This is a genomic window from Devosia sp., assembly GCF_025809055.1.
Classification (GTDB): domain Bacteria; phylum Pseudomonadota; class Alphaproteobacteria; order Rhizobiales; family Devosiaceae; genus Devosia.
The window spans coordinates 1,842,245-1,857,122 of sequence record NZ_CP075529.1 but is presented as its reverse complement, the minus strand read 5'-3'; the positions used below and the strand labels follow the sequence as shown (position 1 = coordinate 1,857,122).

18 protein-coding genes are annotated in these 14,878 nt (G+C 63.5%); 14 read left to right on the top strand and 4 right to left on the bottom strand.

The features are described 5' to 3' along the window. Positions 1-33 precede the first annotated feature (33 nt). The 12 genes from KIT02_RS09010 to KIT02_RS08955 all read left to right on the top strand — a co-directional run bounded on the left by KIT02_RS09010 (position 34) and on the right by KIT02_RS08955 (position 8,615). Entirely contained in the window at positions 34-342 is a 309-nt protein-coding gene (locus KIT02_RS09010; RefSeq protein WP_297577062.1) for a hypothetical protein, read from the top strand. Positions 343-345: 3 nt separating this feature from the next. Beyond that, on the top strand, positions 346-1,383 hold the full coding sequence (gene ruvB, locus KIT02_RS09005) for a Holliday junction branch migration DNA helicase RuvB (RefSeq protein ID WP_297577060.1): 1,038 nt from the start codon (positions 346-348) through the stop codon (positions 1,381-1,383). After that, a complete protein-coding gene (locus KIT02_RS09000; RefSeq protein ID WP_297577058.1) occupies positions 1,380-1,880 on the top strand; it encodes an NUDIX domain-containing protein in 501 nt (166 codons plus the stop codon). The genes ruvB and KIT02_RS09000 overlap by 4 nt, the downstream gene beginning before the upstream one ends. Further along, positions 1,877-2,086: a hypothetical protein gene (locus tag KIT02_RS08995; RefSeq protein WP_297577056.1), complete on the top strand. Its 210-nt coding sequence runs from the start codon at positions 1,877-1,879 to the stop codon at positions 2,084-2,086. Before KIT02_RS09000 ends, KIT02_RS08995 begins: the two co-directional genes overlap by 4 nt. Beyond that, positions 2,083-2,481, top strand: coding sequence for a tol-pal system-associated acyl-CoA thioesterase (ybgC, locus tag KIT02_RS08990; RefSeq protein WP_297577053.1), 399 nt, complete (start codon positions 2,083-2,085; stop codon positions 2,479-2,481). Before KIT02_RS08995 ends, ybgC begins: the two co-directional genes overlap by 4 nt. A 207-nt stretch (positions 2,482-2,688) precedes the next feature. Beyond that, entirely contained in the window at positions 2,689-3,390 is a 702-nt protein-coding gene (gene tolQ, locus KIT02_RS08985; RefSeq protein ID WP_297585184.1) for a protein TolQ, read from the top strand. A gap of 1 nt (position 3,391) precedes the next feature. Next, positions 3,392-3,829, top strand: coding sequence for an ExbD/TolR family protein (locus KIT02_RS08980; RefSeq protein ID WP_297577050.1), 438 nt, complete (start codon positions 3,392-3,394; stop codon positions 3,827-3,829). 9 nt (positions 3,830-3,838) lie between these two features. Beyond that, on the top strand, positions 3,839-5,005 hold the full coding sequence (locus KIT02_RS08975; RefSeq protein WP_297577048.1) for a hypothetical protein: 1,167 nt from the start codon (positions 3,839-3,841) through the stop codon (positions 5,003-5,005). A gap of 63 nt (positions 5,006-5,068) precedes the next feature. Next, complete coding sequence (tolB, locus tag KIT02_RS08970; protein WP_297577046.1) at positions 5,069-6,379, top strand: Tol-Pal system beta propeller repeat protein TolB; 1,311 nt, start codon at positions 5,069-5,071, stop codon at positions 6,377-6,379. A 203-nt stretch (positions 6,380-6,582) separates the two neighbouring features. Continuing rightward, entirely contained in the window at positions 6,583-7,149 is a 567-nt protein-coding gene (locus tag KIT02_RS08965; RefSeq protein ID WP_297577044.1) for a fasciclin domain-containing protein, read from the top strand. Between the two features lie 172 nt (positions 7,150-7,321). After that, positions 7,322-7,807, top strand: a complete 486-nt coding sequence (msrB, locus tag KIT02_RS08960; RefSeq protein ID WP_297577042.1) for a peptide-methionine (R)-S-oxide reductase MsrB — start codon at positions 7,322-7,324, stop codon at positions 7,805-7,807. Positions 7,808-7,901: 94 nt separating this feature from the next. Beyond that, positions 7,902-8,615, top strand: a complete 714-nt coding sequence (locus KIT02_RS08955; protein ID WP_297577040.1) for a gamma-glutamyl-gamma-aminobutyrate hydrolase family protein — start codon at positions 7,902-7,904, stop codon at positions 8,613-8,615. A 7-nt stretch (positions 8,616-8,622) separates the two neighbouring features. On the opposite strand, the gene yihA is transcribed toward KIT02_RS08955, so the two are convergent. Genes yihA through rpmH form a run of 4 tightly spaced genes read right to left on the bottom strand, consistent with a single transcriptional unit; the run spans position 8,623 to position 11,713 of the window. Next, positions 8,623-9,267, bottom strand: a complete 645-nt coding sequence (gene yihA, locus KIT02_RS08950) for a ribosome biogenesis GTP-binding protein YihA/YsxC (RefSeq protein WP_297577037.1) — start codon at positions 9,265-9,267, stop codon at positions 8,623-8,625. A gap of 56 nt (positions 9,268-9,323) precedes the next feature. Next, on the bottom strand, positions 9,324-11,159 hold the full coding sequence (yidC, locus tag KIT02_RS08945) for a membrane protein insertase YidC (RefSeq protein ID WP_297577035.1): 1,836 nt from the start codon (positions 11,157-11,159) through the stop codon (positions 9,324-9,326). Then, positions 11,156-11,530 carry a ribonuclease P protein component gene (gene rnpA / locus KIT02_RS08940; protein WP_297577034.1) on the bottom strand — a complete coding sequence of 125 codons (375 nt, stop codon included), beginning with the start codon at positions 11,528-11,530 and terminating at the stop codon, positions 11,156-11,158. Before rnpA ends, yidC begins: the two co-directional genes overlap by 4 nt. A 48-nt stretch (positions 11,531-11,578) precedes the next feature. Then, positions 11,579-11,713, bottom strand: a complete 135-nt coding sequence (gene rpmH, locus KIT02_RS08935; protein WP_046105410.1) for a 50S ribosomal protein L34 — start codon at positions 11,711-11,713, stop codon at positions 11,579-11,581. A 223-nt stretch (positions 11,714-11,936) separates the two neighbouring features. On the opposite strand from rpmH, the gene KIT02_RS08930 reads away from it, so the two are divergent. Together KIT02_RS08930 and KIT02_RS08925 are read left to right on the top strand one after the other, a co-directional pair. Further along, positions 11,937-13,364 carry an FAD-dependent oxidoreductase gene (locus tag KIT02_RS08930; RefSeq protein WP_297585181.1) on the top strand — a complete coding sequence of 476 codons (1,428 nt, stop codon included), beginning with the start codon at positions 11,937-11,939 and terminating at the stop codon, positions 13,362-13,364. Positions 13,365-13,404: 40 nt separating this feature from the next. Then, positions 13,405-14,826 carry a HAMP domain-containing sensor histidine kinase gene (locus KIT02_RS08925; protein ID WP_297577029.1) on the top strand — a complete coding sequence of 474 codons (1,422 nt, stop codon included), beginning with the start codon at positions 13,405-13,407 and terminating at the stop codon, positions 14,824-14,826. Positions 14,827-14,878 lie beyond the last annotated feature (52 nt).

The window sequence follows — 14,878 nt, the reverse complement described above, 5'->3', positions numbered from 1 at the left end:
GCACTTCCCTTGGCCTCCTGGTTGCAGAGGCCGATGGGATTTACACTCGTGTTTGTCGGAGCAATGTTCGCCATCGGTGTTGGTCTGGCGATGATCTACTGGTTCATTCTGGCACGCTGGGAGAACCGGAACGGGCGGGTCTTGGACGGGCAGGTCATTGCGCTCTACGCCTTCAATCCGGCATCGGCCTATTTTCTCTATGACTGGGCTCGGCGGGCCGACAAGATTGCCTTTCCTGTTTGGGAAGTCATCCTGCCGATAGCTGGCTTTGTGCTGTCCTGGCTTGTATTCCGCGTAGTTGATGCCAAGTCGCTGCCTGACGCCGCGCAAAAGGACCTTTAGACTGTGACCACCCTGACCTCTGCATCCGCCGGGCGCGATGACAGCCTTGATGTTTCGCTCCGCCCCTCGGGCTTTGCCGATTTTGTCGGCCAGGCGGCGGCCCGGGCTAATCTGGAAGTCTTTATCCAGGCTGCCAGGCACCGCGGTACGGCGCTCGACCATGTGCTGTTCGTGGGCCCGCCGGGGCTAGGCAAGACGACACTGGCGCAGATCATTGCCAAGGAACTGGGCGTCGGCTTCCGCGCCACTTCCGGTCCGGTGATCGCCAAGGCCGGAGACCTGGCGGCGCTGCTGACCAATCTCGAGGAACGCGACGTTCTTTTCATCGACGAGATTCACCGGCTCAATCCGGCCATCGAGGAAGTGCTCTATCCGGCCATGGAGGATTTCCAGCTCGACCTCATCATCGGCGAGGGGCCCGCGGCGCGCTCGGTCCGCATCGATCTGGCCAAGTTCACGCTGGTGGGTGCCACAACCCGCGCAGGCCTGCTCACAACACCGCTTCGCGACCGCTTCGGCATCCCGGTGCGACTCAACTTCTATACGCCCGAGGAACTGGTGTTGATCGTGACGCGCGGGGCGCGGCTGATGGGCATGGCCATGTCCGCCGATGGCGCCATGGAAATTGCGCGCCGATCCCGTGGCACCCCCCGTATTGCCGGGCGGCTGTTGCGCCGGGTGATCGATTTCGCGCTGGTCGACGGGGTCGGCGAGGTCAATCGCGCCGTCGCCGACAAGGCCCTGATCCGGCTCGACGTCGATGCACGGGGTCTCGACCAGCTCGACCGGCGCTATCTCACCACCATTGCCGATTTCTACAATGGCGGTCCGGTGGGCATCGAAACCATTGCGGCGGCCCTCAGCGAGCCGCGCGACGCCATCGAGGAGATCGTTGAACCCTATCTGTTGCAGCAGGGTTTCATCCAGCGCACGCCGCGCGGGCGGATGCTGACCGCCATCGCCTTCCAGCACCTGAACAAGATCGTGCCGCAGGGTTTCGTCGGCCTGCAATCGAGCCTCTTCGAGGAGGGCGAGGAATGAGCCGCCATATGATCAGTTTCCCGATCGAGGGTCAGCGCTTCAATTATCGCGTGGCGGCGATCTTCATGGTCGATAACCATGTCCTGGTTTGCGACGAGGATGATGACGGCTTTTCCATGCTGCCGGGCGGCCGCGTCGAACTGGGCGAGCCCAGCAAGCTGTCGCTGCAGCGCGAGATTGTCGAGGAAATCGGCCTTGCTGCCACCGTAGGCGACATCGCCCTCACCTCGGAGAGTTTTTATCGGCGCATGGGCTACGACATGCACGAGTTAGGCCTGTTCTACCATGCCCGTTTCGATGGCGGGGACGGGCCCGACGGCAAAAGTCCCTGGCGTGTCACCCACGAGGAGGACAACGAACATCGCTTTCATTGGGTCGATCTGGCCGGCGACGGGCTCGAGGCGCTCAATCTTCAGCCGGTCTGGCTGCGCGCAGTGCTGCGCAACATGCCTGTGGCGCTCACCCATATCGTGCATGACGAACGGGCCGCACGATGACCGCACCCATTGATCGCATCGCCGATTGCCTGAAACTCAGCCGCCCGGCCCATGCGGCTCTGGCCCATGCAGGCATCGCTACCTTCGCGGACCTGACCCAGTGGACCCGCAAGGCCGTCGCCGATCTGCACGGCATCGGCCCCAAGAGCTTTGTCGAGCTGGATCCGGCCATGGCCGAGCGCGGACTGGGCTACAAGTCGCCATGAGCGAGCATCGTTTTGCCGTCCGCATCTACTACGAAGACACCGACTTTTCGGGAAATGTCTATCACGCGGCCTATCTCAAATTCTTCGAGCGGGCCCGCACCGAGTTCCTGCGCGAACAAGGCATCCACCATGCCGAACTGGCCGAGCAGGGAATCGCCTTCGCCGTGCGTACGATGGCGCTCGAATTCGTCGCTCCGGCTCGGATCGACGATCTGCTCGACGTTCTGACCGAGGTGGTCAGCGCCAGCGGCGCGCGGCTCGTGCTCCGGCAGACAATTGTTCGTGAGCAGACCATTCTGACCAGTGCCGAGTTGACCGTCGCCGCGATCAAGACCAGCGGCGGTCCGGCCCGCCTTCCGCTAGCACTTAGGGCCCTGAGCGCCTCCAAACGCTAACAGTGTGATGACGTCACGCCGCGCGCAGATGGGGTTTGTTAACCCTTTGGTGACCATAAAGAGCGCAATGGGCGATTTGCGCCGAGCCGTGCCCGAAGGGGCCCGGAATTGCGGGCATTTCTCTTAATTTTGACAGATTTGGACCCCATCGCACCGACGATAGGGTCCCTTTTCGGACCGGGCTAAAAGGATCGTTTCATGGAAGCCGTGGATGCAGTGGCAGCAGCCGCACCGCATGCAGACCTGTCCATCTGGGGCCTGTTCTGGGCCGCCGATATCGTCGTCAAGTCGGTCATGCTCGGCCTCCTGGCCGCCTCGGTCTGGTGCTGGGCCATCATCATCGACAAGACCCTGACCTACCGGCGCACACAGGCGGAAATGAACCGCTTCGAGCGGACATTCTGGTCCGGACAGTCGCTGGAAGAACTCTACCAGCAGCAGGCCGAAAAGCCCTCGGGGGGGCTGGGCGCGGTCTTTGTCGCGGCCATGAAAGAGTGGAAGCGCAGCCACGAACAGAACGCGGCGAGCTTCGTGGGCATGCAGCAGCGGCTCGACAAGGTGCTGGACGTGGCCATCGCCCGCGAAAGCGAATATCTCGAGAAACGCCTGGGTTTCCTGGCCACCGTGGGTTCGGCCGGGCCGTTCATCGGCCTGTTCGGCACGGTCTGGGGCATCATGAATGCCTTCACCAATATCGCCGCGTCCTCCGATACCAATCTGGCCGTGGTGGCCGGCCCCATCGCCGAAGCCCTGTTCGCGACTGCCATCGGCCTCGTGGCCGCCATTCCGGCCGTTATTGCCTATAACAAGCTGTCGTCCGACGCCGGCAAGATGATCGGCCGGCTGGAAGGGTTCGCAGACGAATTCTCCACCATTCTCAGCCGCCAGCTCGAAGCGCGGAGCCGCTGACATGGGCATGGGCGTAGCATCAGGCGGTGGGGGCGGTGGCCGTCGTCGCCGCCGCAAGCGCAGCGCGGTGATGAGCGAGATCAACGTGACGCCGATGGTCGACGTCATGCTGGTGCTGCTGATCATCTTCATGGTGGCCGCACCGATGATGACATCGGGCGTGCCGGTCGATCTGCCCCGCACCGCTGCCAACGAAATGCCGAGCCAGACGCGGCCGATCACTGTCGCAGTCACGCCAGAAGGCGCCATCTTCGTCGACGAGACGCCGGTGGCTGAAGCAGACCTCGTGACCACGATCGGCACCCTGGCCACCACAGAAGACCGCATCTATCTGCGCGGCGATACCACGGCCAATTACGGCACGGTCATGCGGGTCATGGGGCTGCTGTCGGCCTCGGGCTATACCAAGATCGGGCTCGTCACCGAGCGCGAGAGATAGGCCGACGCCATGCGCACCGGCCTAGCCGCTTCGATATCGCTGCATGTTCTGCTGCTGGCGATCGGTCTCATCAATCTGGGATGGACCGAACCGCTGCAGCCGACCGTGCAGTCTATCGCGGTGGACCTGGTGCCGATCGAGGAATTCTCCAATATCCGCATGGGCCAGCTGGACAGCCAGGTCGTGGAGACCGAGACGCCGAGCGCGGTCGAATCCGAAGAACCCGCAGAACTGGCGCAGCCCACAGGCAATACCGAAGACGACCAGGTTACCCCGTCGCCGGCCGATGTTCCCACGCCGGCGCCGGTGACGGAAACGGCGCCTGCGCCCGCCCCCGAACCCACGCCTGAACCAGAACCTGAGCCGGAACCCATACCGGAACCTGTTCCAGAGCCGGAACCGGCACCAGAACCCGAGCCGATCCCCGAACCGGTTCCCGAGCCTGCGCCGACCCCGCAGCCCAGCCTGCCGGTCACCCGGCCGGATAATCTGACGCCGCCCGCACCGGCGCCAGAGCCCGAACCCACGCCGGAACCCGAGCCGACGCCGGAGCCCGAACCGGAACCTGAACCGGAACCTGAACCCGAGCCGGAGCCGACGCCGGAACCGCCGACACAAGTTGCAGTGACCATGCCGACGTCGCGCCCGGCCAATCTCGAGCAGATTCGCGAGCAGGCACGAGCGGCCGAGGCCGAACGCCGCCGTCGCGAGGAAGAGGAGCGTCAGCGCCAGGCGGCGGCCAGTCAGCCGACACAGGCGCCAGCCAGCCAGATCAGCCAGGACACCGCCGACGATATTTCCAATATCATCAACAATGCCCCGACCACCGGCGCCACGACCGGGCAGGGCGGCTCGCCCACGCTGGGAGACACGACCGGCACCTCGGCAAGGCTCAGCCAGACCGCCATCGATGGGCTGGTGGCCCGGATCAAAACCTGCTGGAACCTGTTGCCCAGTGACTTCAACAGCGGCCTCAACGTGACCTTGCGGGTGCGCATGAATACCGATGGCAGCGTCAATGGCACGCCACAGGTGGTAACGGCCGATCCCTCACCGGCAGGGCAGGCCATTGCCCGGGCGGCGCAGCGGGCGGTGATGCAATGCGGCCCCTATTCCATGCTTTCTGCCGACGCCTATGACCAATGGCGCAGTATTGAAATCGAACTCAGACCCTGACCTTGAATTTGCCCGCTTGGTGGCCTTGACTGACCCCAAAGGCGAGACTGGAGACCAAACACAATGACCCTTGTAACGCGACGCGACGCGCTGAAGCTCGGTCTGGCGGGCGGTGCCCTACTGGCAACCTCGTCCATGGCTTTTGCCCAATTGCGCATTGTGGTCGAGGGCGCCAACTTTCAGCCCCTGCCCATAGCCATTCCCGATTTCGCCTCTTCCGATCCCAGTTTCGGGCGGGAGATCGCCGAGATCGTCCGCAACAATCTGCGCCGCTCGGGCCTGTTCCTGCCGCTCGATCCGGCGTCGCTGCCGGTTCAGGTGGGCGATGTGAACAACACGCCGGATTTCAACGTCTGGCGCACCGCCAATGTGGATGGCGTGGTCATGGGTTCGGTGGAGCGGGGCGGTCAGATCACCTCGTCGGTGCGTGTCTGGGATACCCAGCAGGCCGCGCAGGTGGTGGGCAAGAGCTACAACACCGATCCCAACTCGGCGCGCCGCATCGCCCATATCGTTTCGGACGCCATCTATGAGCAGCTCTCGGGTGGTTCGGGCTATTTCGATACGCGGGTGATCTATGTGGCCGAAAGTGGCCCCAAGGCCAATCGCACGCGCCGCCTGGCGATCATGGATCAGGACGGCGCCAATGCGCAGTACCTGACCGATGGGACGGCCATGGCGCTGACCCCGCGCTTTTCGCCCAATGGCGACCTCGTGACCTACATGAATTTTGCCGATGGCAATCCGCAGGTCTATCTGCTGCAATTGTCCACCGGGCAGCAGCAGCGGCTGGCCAATGTCGGGGCCATGACCTTCGCGCCCCGGTTCTCGCCGGATGGCGGCACGGTCGCCTTTTCGGTAGAGCAGGGCGGCACCACCAATATTTATGCAGTGTCGACCGGTGGCGGGCAGCCGATGCAATTGACGTCGGGCGCGGCGATCGACACCTCGCCGTCCTTCTCCCCCGATGGCAGCCGTATCCTGTTCGAGAGTGATCGGGGCGGTTCGCCGCAGATATACATGATGGGTGCCGGTGGCGGGAATGCGCAGCGCATCAGCTTCGGCCAGGGAAGCTACTCCACCCCGGTCTGGTCTCCCAAGGGCGACCTGATCGCCTTTACCCGCCAGTCGGGCGGGCAGTTCCATATCGGCATCATGAACCCGGATGGCTCGGGCGAGCGCCTGCTCTATTCCAGCTTCCATGCGGAAGGGCCGACCTGGGCGCCCAATGGCCGGGTGATCATGTTCTTCCAGGATCCGGGTGGCAATGACGGTCCGCGCCTGATGAGCGTCGATATCTGGGGCCGTAGTGCCCAGACCATCCCGACCGACAGTTATGCGTCGGACCCGGCCTGGTCTGGCCTTCGCGGGTAATCTGCCCGAACCTGCTGATCCGATCACAGACACTCCCGCGAAAGCGGGAGTTTCCCTTTTGGAGGGTCCTCGCCAGCGCGGCCGGGAAATTTTTCGGTGCCGCGCAGAAATTTTTCTTGGCGCTGAAACTATCCCCAATGGCCCCCGTAACTTCCTGCGTCCCGATCAACAGGGAACAAGATTAAACAGGAAGGAACTTCACCATGACGCTTTCTCTTCGCGCTATCGCCGTTGCCGCTCTGCTGACCGTTGGTTCGGTCTCGGGCGCTGCCGTCATCGCCCAGGACGCCCCGATGGTTGGCGGCGCTCCGATGCCGGCCACCAACAATATCATCGAAAACGCCGTCAACTCGGCCGACCACACCACCCTGGTTGCTGCCGTTCAGGCTGCTGGCCTGGTCGAAACGCTGTCCGGCGAAGGCCCGTTCACCGTGTTTGCTCCGGTCAACGCTGCTTTTGATGCCCTGCCGGCCGGTACTGTTGAAGGCCTCCTGGCTCCCGAAGCCAAGGATCAGCTGACCGCTGTCCTGACCTATCACGTCATCGCCGGTGACATTCACTCGGCCGACCTGATCAAGATGATCAATGACAATGGCGGCGAGTACAAGGCTGCGACCGTCCAGGGCGGCGAACTGACCTTCAGCCTTGATGGCGACATGGTCAAGATCACCGACGCCAATGGCGGCACCGCCACCGTGACCATCGCCGACGTCGACCAGTCGAACGGCGTCATCCACGTCATCGATGCGGTTCTTCTGCCGGCCATGTAACCGGACCTCGTGTCGCAACGAATGACACGATGAACCCGGACGCCCTCGGTCCCTGAGGGCGTCCTTTTGGCTTGACGGGGGACACTGCCTCCCCGACCCTTGCCGTCAGGCCGATTGCGCCGCCGTGCCTCTCCCGGTGCGGCGGCGCCTGTCCAGATGAAGGAGGACGAAGATGAACACGTTGCGTCGGAATTTTCTGATCGGTGGATCTGGCCTGGTCTTGTCGGGCCTGTTTCTGGGCAAATTGCCGGCCATCGCCGCCGAGGGCGAATTTCCCTTCAAGCTGAGTGATGCCGAATGGCAGGCCAAGCTTGATGCGTCTGCCTACCAGGTGCTGCGCCACGAGGCGACCGAGCGGCCGTTCACCTCTCCCCTCAATGACGAAAAGCGCGCGGGCACCTTCAAATGTGCCGGTTGCGGGCAGGCTCTCTTTGCCTCAGACACGAAATTCGACAGCGGTACCGGCTGGCCCAGCTTCTGGGATTTCATCCCCGGTTCGATCGGCACGAAAGAGGATAATTCCCTGTTCATGGCCCGCATCGAGGTGCATTGCTCCAATTGCGGTGGCCATCAGGGCCATGTGTTCGACGACGGCCCGGCGCCAACCGGCCTGCGATACTGCATCAATGGCGTGGCGCTGACCTTCGAAGCCGCCTGATTGCACACCCGGGGGGCAGCCATGCCCCCGGGGTGGTTGATTTGATGCACGCGGTTTCGATATCTGTGCGGATATCGTTCAACCCCGGCGCGTCATGAAAATCACCATTCTCGAAACCGGCAAAGTTCCCGAACATCTGGCTGGTCAGTTCGACAGCTATATCGACATGTTCCAAACCATGTTCGAGGCTGGCGGCGGCGGGTTCGCGTATGAGGGCGTCGATGTCTGGGGCGGCGCAGACCTGCCGCGCCCCGAGGATGTCGAGGCCGTTGCAATCACCGGTTCACCCGCCGGGGTTTATGACGATTTCGCCTGGCTTGAGCCGCTGCGCGCCTTCATCCGCGCCGTTCACGCGGCAGGCAAGCCCATGCTCGGCATCTGCTTTGGCCATCAGATCATTGCCGATGCCCTGGGTGGCGATGTCCGGAAGTCCGAGAAGGGCTGGGGCATCGGCCGGCACCACTATGGCGTGCTGGCGCGCCCCGACTTCATGGCGGACGCGCCCGAGGTTCTTGCGATCGCCTGCTCGCATCAGGACCAGGTGATCGTCGCGCCGCCAGAGGCTACGGTGATCCTGGGCAGTGAATTCACGCCCAATGCCGGGCTGCATTATTCCAATGGCCGGACCCTGAGTTTCCAGGGCCATCCCGAATTTGCCGACGATTATGCCGCCGCCCTTGCCGAGTGGAGGCGTGGGCGGATCGGTGAGGACGTGGTGGAGACGGCGCTGTCGTCCTTTGCCGCAGCGTCAGACAGCCCGCTGGTCAGCCAGTATATCGTGCGCTTCTTTCGCCAATCGGCCGAATAGCGGCCGGTCAGCTTTCAAGCAGCAGGGCGATCTCGCTGCGCAGGTGCTGCAGGCCCGTGCCCTTTTCGCTCGAAGTTTCGATGATGTCGGGATGGGCGGCCGGGCGCTTGGCAATGGTGGCGCGTGTCCGGGCAATGACCGTTTCTAGCTCCTTGGCCGAGGGCTTGTCGATCTTGGTCAGCACTACCTGATAGCTCACCGCCGCCCGGTCCAGCTCGTTCATGACACTGATGTCATTATCCTTGGGGCCGTGACGGGAATCGACCAGCACATAGACCCGGCGCAGCGTGGCGCGGCCGGTGAGGTACTGGTGAATGAGCTGGGTCCAGGCCTTGACCTTGGGTTCGGGTGCCTTGGCGTAGCCGTAGCCGGGCATATCGACGATGCGCAGATTTTCGCTCTGGCTCTCGAAGATATTGAGTTCCTGAGTGCGGCCCGGCGTATTCGACGTGCGGGCGAGGCCCGAGGTGCCGCACAATGCGTTGATCAGGCTCGATTTGCCGACATTTGAGCGGCCGGCAAAGGCAATCTCCAGGCGATCCATGGGGGGCAGGTCGGCAATGCGCACGCAGCCCTTCACGAAGGCGAAGGGGCGGGCAAACATCAGGCGGCCGCGCTCGATGGTATCGGGCGAGAAATCTGGCTGGGACATGGTCGTAGCCCTCAAAGTCGAAGCCCGCCGGTGTGCGGCGGGCCCGAGGCGTGTTGTTAGTTCTTGGTGCCTTCTTCGGCCGGCTTGGGCTTCTTGCGGAAGCTGTCGGCAATATTGCCGAACAGGTTCACCTCGACACCGTGGCGCTTCATGATGAACCACTGCTGGGCAATCGAGAGCGTGTTGTTCCAGGCCCAGTAGATCACCAGACCCGCCGGGAACGTGCCCAGCATGAAGGTGAAGATGACCGGCATCCAGTTGAAGATCATGGCCTGCGTCGGATCCGGCGGCGGCGGGTTGAGCTTCATCTGCACCCACATGGTGATGCCCATGATGACCGGCCAGATGCCCAGATGCAGGAAGCCACCCAGGACAGGCAGGGCCGTGGGATTCCACGGGATCAGCCCGAACAGCGTGAAGATATTGGTCGGATCGGGCGCAGCCAGATCCTGAATCCAGCCAAAGAACGGCGCGTGGCGCATTTCGAGGCTGATGAAGATGACCGTATAGAGCGCGAAGAAGACCGGGATCTGGATCAGGATCGGCCAGCAGCCGGCCAGCGGATTGATCTTTTCCTTCTTGTAGAGCTCCATCATCGCCTGTTGCTGGGCGGCGCGGTCATCCTTGAGCCGTTCCTGGATGGCCTTCATTTCCGGCTGTACGCGGCGCATGGCGGCCATGGACGCGTAGGACCGGTTGGCCAGCGGGAAGAAGATCGCCTTGACGATGACGGTCACGGCGAGCACGGCCAGGCCGAAATTGCCCATGATGCCGTAGAGCGTGACCAGCAGCCAGTGCATGGGCTTGGTCAGGAAGTGGAACCAGCCCCAGTCGATCAGCAGTTCCAGACGGTCGAAACCATAGGTCTGCTGATAGGAGTTGATAACGGCATCTTCCTTGGCGCCGGCAAAGATGTAGGCCTCGTGGCTGATGCTGCCATTGGCGGGGACGACGACCGGCTGGGTTTCCACATAATTGGACTGGAAGACATTGGTGCCATTGGGGGCCGAATAAGCGAAGCGGGCATTGATCCCGGCATCGGGCTTGGGCAGCACGGCCGTGGCCCAGTACTTGTCGGCAATGCCGACCCAGCCATTGGTCGAGGCAAAATCGACCTGACGCTCATTCTGCAGGTCGTGATACTTGCGGGCCACGTAATTATTGTTGCCCAGCACCCCAATCGGGCCTTCGTGCTGGATGAAGAAGTTCTGCACCTGCGGATTGCCATGGCGCACGACGCGGGCAAAGGGGAAGAGGGCCACGTCACCGGCGCCGGCATTGTCGACGGTCTGGGTGACGGTGAACAGGTAATAGTCATCGACCGCAAAGGTGCGGTGGAAGACCAGCCCCTGGCCATTGTCATAGCGCAGCGTAACCGGGGTTTCCGCCGTCAGGGTGGTGTTGTCGCCCTCAACGGTCCAGACAGTATTGGTGTCTGGCAGGGCAACGGTGGAACCGGCAGCGGCAACCCAGCCCTGCTCGATGAAATAGGCATCGGGCCGGCCGGCCGGGGTCAGAAGAGCGATGATGGGAGAATCAGGATCGACCGTCTCACGGTACTGCTTGAGCTCGAGATCATCGATGCGGGCGCCGGTCAGATTGATCGAGCCTTCAAGGTCAGCCGTGGAAATCGTGACGCGTTCGGATGACGCAAGCGCCGAGTCGCGGGTCTCAAAGGCTACAGGCGTGGTGGCGGCATCGGCTGCGGGGGTCGCGCCTTCGGCCGTGGTCTGCGGAACCGCAAGGTTCTGTTCGGCCTGGGCCGCTGCGCGCTCTTCCGCCTGCCGCTGAGCCTGTTCGAGCTGCGGTCCGGCAATGAAGAACTGCCAGCCGAACAGCACGATCATGCTGAGCACCACGGCGAGGATCACATTGCGATTGTCAGAGTTCATGGTCTGGCGTTCCGTTGGCCGCGGCCGGGAGAATTGTGTCGACTGCCGGCGTTCTTGTCGTGAACGCGGGCGATGAGGTCCGCAAGATCGAGGACCATTTTGGCGAAGGGCTGCCCCAAGGCTTCCCGCCGCGCCAGCAGGACATAGTCATGTCCGGGCCGAAAGTCACGCGCACACGCTGCCGCAGCCGCGCGCAGGCGCCGCTTCATACGGTTGCGCTCGGGCGAATTGCCCACTTTCTTGGTGACGGTGTAACCGATACCCGGTTCAGGCTGGTCCGTGGCGATCGCCTGCAGGCCAAACGCAGAGCGCCCGGCGCGATTGCCCCGGGCGGCTCTGAGAAATTGCGAGCGCCGCTTGAGGCGGCGCAATTTCGCTTCGGGTGCAGAAGGGTCGGCCGTCATCCGGCCACCGATCCGTTAGGCCGACAGCTTCTTGCGGCCCAGAGCACGGCGGCGATTGAGAATCGCGCGGCCGTCCTTGGTCGCCATGCGGGCACGGAAACCGTGACGACGGGCACGCACGAGCTTGCTGGGCTGGTATGTACGCTTCATAACATCAGACCGCGCTGTTGCACGGTTCCTCTTCTTTGCGACTGCCGGGGCAGAAAACGTGGGGAAGGCCAGCCAGAGCCCTGCCTTCCGGGTTGGGGCGTCTATAGGGAAAACTGGCGGGCAAGTCAACGCGGCTCATGTGCATGGCGGGCCCTCGACAAGCAGTTGTATTGGCGGGTCAATATCCGCATAAAAGCCGCACTCAAAGTGATGCTTGGTGAAAATGGCTGAGGCGATACGACCCGACCTGTGCATCGTGGGCGCCGGCGCTCTTGGCGTGGCGCTGGCCAGGCATGCCCGGCACCGCGGGCTGGAGGTCACCCTGGTCGATCGCGGCCGGGCAGAACCTGGTGATATTCAGGCCCATGCGACAAAACTGGCCGGACTCGCGGCCAGTGCTGCTCATGCGCAGGCGCTGCGGCGCAATGGACATTTCGGGATTGGCCCGGAAACGCCGAAAGTGGCGATGAAGGCCATTCAGGAGCGGTTGGACCATCTGGTGGGCCAAATGGAGCCCGAGACCAGCCGTGACCGGCTCGCTGCGCTGGGCATTGGGGTGGTTGCTGGCGCCAGTCGATTCGTCGATGCCTCGGGCCTCAAGGTGGGGGACGACGTCGTCAGGCCACGCCGCTTCATCCTGGCCGTTGGCGGTCATCCGGCGCTGCCCGACGTGCCGGGCCTCGATGAGATCGCCGTGTTCGACCCCGCCAGCCTGCTCGACAACAGCCGCAAGCTGACGCACCTGCTGGTGATTGGTGGCGATGAAAGCGCGGTGTGTCTGGCGCAGGCCTACCGCCGCTTGGGCACTGCGGTCTCCCTGGTGCCGCAGGGGGCCTTGCTCGCGGACTATGATCCTGAAGCCGTGGCCATGCTGGTGCGGCACCTCTCCGACGAAGAGGTAACGGTCCTCGACGGGGCCATGGTGCAGGAAATCCAGCCAAGGCGGCAGGGCACCGGAATTGTGCTCGCCATGCCGAATGGGGACGCGGATACCCTCGATGTCTCTCATGTCCTGGTCAGCACTGGACGGGTCGCCGATGTGAGCGATCTCGATCTCGTGGCGGCCAAACTGACCATGGAGCCGGACGGATCACTGCAGGTGCGGGCGGGCGGGCGAAGCAGCAATCGGCTGGTGCGCCTTGCCGGGATCGCAGCCGGGATCGGCCAATGGGGGGAGGCGCTTGCCCAGGGTCAGGCGATTGTCGACGCGGTTGCGGGAGTCGCGGCGAAACGCCAGGGGTTCGTGCCTCCGAAACTCGTTCCCACCGATCCGCCCCTGGTCCAGATTGGCCGCTCCGCGCTGTTGCGCGGGAAATCGCCGGCGCGGATACAGGTCTTGCGGGCCAGCCTGTCGGAAAATCTGGCGGCGCTGGCCGCTGGCGTTGATCTGGGGCTGCTCAAGGTTCTGGTCGGTGGCGACGACAAGATTGTCGGCGGCGCGGCCTTCGGGTTCGGTGCGGCGGAAACGGCGGCAGTTCTGGCTTTCGCCATGGAGAACGGGGTGGACTTTTCGCGGCTTGCCGATCCCGCGGTTCCAGCGCCCGGCGCTCTCGTGGCGCTGTCGGACCTGGCCAGGAGGCATGCTGCCGCGCGCCCAGAGTCACCCTGGGCGTCGCGCCGGCGTGCAGCGCGACGGCTTCTGCCCTGGTAGGGGCTGACGGCGCCGTCAGGCTTGGCCTATGATCGATCCGATGACCGACCATCCCAGCGCTTTGCCCAGCAGGTTTTCCGGACTTTCGAACAAGCTGATTGCCACCATCATTGGTGTCATCCTGCTTGTCGAAGTGGTCGTCTATTTCCCCTCCATCGCCGGCTATCGCGACAGCTGGCTGCAGGATCGCCTGAGGGTGGGCGTGGTGGCCGCGCGGGTCCTGGATTCGGTTCCCGATGTCATGAGCCTGCCGCGCAATCTCACGGATCGTCTGCTCAACGCTGCGGGCGCCTATGCCATCGTCTATCGCCGCGAAGGGCAGAGTCAGCTGATCGAGTTGACCGACCCGGTGACGCCCGATCTGGTGATCACGGCCGACATGCGCCAGCGCGATCTGGCCAGCCAGATCGGGGGCGCGATCGAGGTCATGCTTGCCGGGCCGGGCCGGACATTGCGGATCGTCGGCGAGGGGGATCTGGACGAAAGCCTGGTCGAAATCCTGATGCCCGAGGGCCCCTTGCGGCGCGACATGTTCGATTATTCCAGAAATATCGTTCTGGTCTCGCTGGGCATTGCCGCAATAACGGCCTTCGTCCTTTACGTGCTGGTCAGCCGGCTGTTCATCGATCCGGTCTTGCGCCTGGCCGACAATATGCTCGCCTTTCGCAAGGCTCCGGAAAATGCCGCACTGATCCTCAGTCCGTCCGAGCGGGCCGACGAGATCGGTATCGTCGAACGCGAACTGGCGGCGATGGAGAGTGAGATCTTTGCCTTGCTGCGGCAGCGCCGTCACTTGGCTGACCTTGGTCTTGCCGTGGCCAAGATCAATCACGACCTGCGCAATATGCTGACCTCGGCACAATTGTTGTCGGACCAGGTGGCGACACTGGATGACCCCAAGGTGCAGCGGCTGGCACCCCGGCTGGTGACGACCCTTGACCGGGCCATCGCCTTCGCCCAGTCCGTCATGGATTATGGCCGTGAGGCCAATGCCGCGCCGCAACTGGCGCCCGTGGCCTTGCGTCCGCTGGTGGAGGATGCCGCATTTGATGCACGCGTGCTGAACCACCCCTCGATCAGTTTTGAGGACACCGTTTCCCCTGAACTGATGGTTCTCGCCGACGGGGCGATGATGGCGCGTGTCCTGCTTAATCTGTTCAAGAATGCCCGGGAGGCCCTGGAGGCCGAAAGCGCGGCGAGCCCGCCCAACCAGATCACCGTTTCGGCCTTGGCTGGCGACCGGGAGGTGACGCTGTCGGTGGCCGACAATGGGCCGGGGCTGCCGGCGCGGGCGCGCGAACACCTCTTCGTGGCCTTTGAAGGATCGGTGCGATCGGGTGGAACCGGCCTCGGGCTGGCAATTGCCCGCGAACTCGTCGAGGCCCAGGGCGGGCGCATTTTCCTCGGCGACAGTGAAATCGGCACGCGTTTCGACATCGTCCTGCCGCGCGACCCGGCATGAGCTTCGCCCAACGGCGGAAAATCCACAGGGCGGTGCTTGCAATGGTCCGGCC

Bases quoted from the DNA above. Each gene is read 5' to 3' on its own strand.
- KIT02_RS09010 (WP_297577062.1), top strand. From the start codon at position 34: ATGGGATTTACACTCGTGTTTGTCGGAGCAATGTTCGCCATCGGTGTT.
- KIT02_RS09000 (WP_297577058.1), top strand. From the start codon at position 1,380: ATGAGCCGCCATATGATCAGTTTCCCGATCGAGGGTCAGCGCTTCAAT.
- KIT02_RS08995 (WP_297577056.1), top strand. From the start codon at position 1,877: ATGACCGCACCCATTGATCGCATCGCCGATTGCCTGAAACTCAGCCGC.
- ybgC (WP_297577053.1), top strand. From the start codon at position 2,083: ATGAGCGAGCATCGTTTTGCCGTCCGCATCTACTACGAAGACACCGAC.
- KIT02_RS08980 (WP_297577050.1), top strand. From the start codon at position 3,392: ATGGGCATGGGCGTAGCATCAGGCGGTGGGGGCGGTGGCCGTCGTCGC.
- KIT02_RS08975 (WP_297577048.1), top strand. From the start codon at position 3,839: ATGCGCACCGGCCTAGCCGCTTCGATATCGCTGCATGTTCTGCTGCTG.
- tolB (WP_297577046.1), top strand. From the start codon at position 5,069: ATGACCCTTGTAACGCGACGCGACGCGCTGAAGCTCGGTCTGGCGGGC.
- KIT02_RS08965 (WP_297577044.1), top strand. From the start codon at position 6,583: ATGACGCTTTCTCTTCGCGCTATCGCCGTTGCCGCTCTGCTGACCGTT.
- msrB (WP_297577042.1), top strand. From the start codon at position 7,322: ATGAACACGTTGCGTCGGAATTTTCTGATCGGTGGATCTGGCCTGGTC.
- KIT02_RS08955 (WP_297577040.1), top strand. From the start codon at position 7,902: ATGAAAATCACCATTCTCGAAACCGGCAAAGTTCCCGAACATCTGGCT.
- yihA (WP_297577037.1), bottom strand. From the start codon at position 9,267: ATGTCCCAGCCAGATTTCTCGCCCGATACCATCGAGCGCGGCCGCCTG.
- yidC (WP_297577035.1), bottom strand. From the start codon at position 11,159: ATGAACTCTGACAATCGCAATGTGATCCTCGCCGTGGTGCTCAGCATG.
- rpmH (WP_046105410.1), bottom strand. From the start codon at position 11,713: ATGAAGCGTACATACCAGCCCAGCAAGCTCGTGCGTGCCCGTCGTCAC.
- KIT02_RS08930 (WP_297585181.1), top strand. From the start codon at position 11,937: ATGGCTGAGGCGATACGACCCGACCTGTGCATCGTGGGCGCCGGCGCT.
- KIT02_RS08925 (WP_297577029.1), top strand. From the start codon at position 13,405: ATGACCGACCATCCCAGCGCTTTGCCCAGCAGGTTTTCCGGACTTTCG.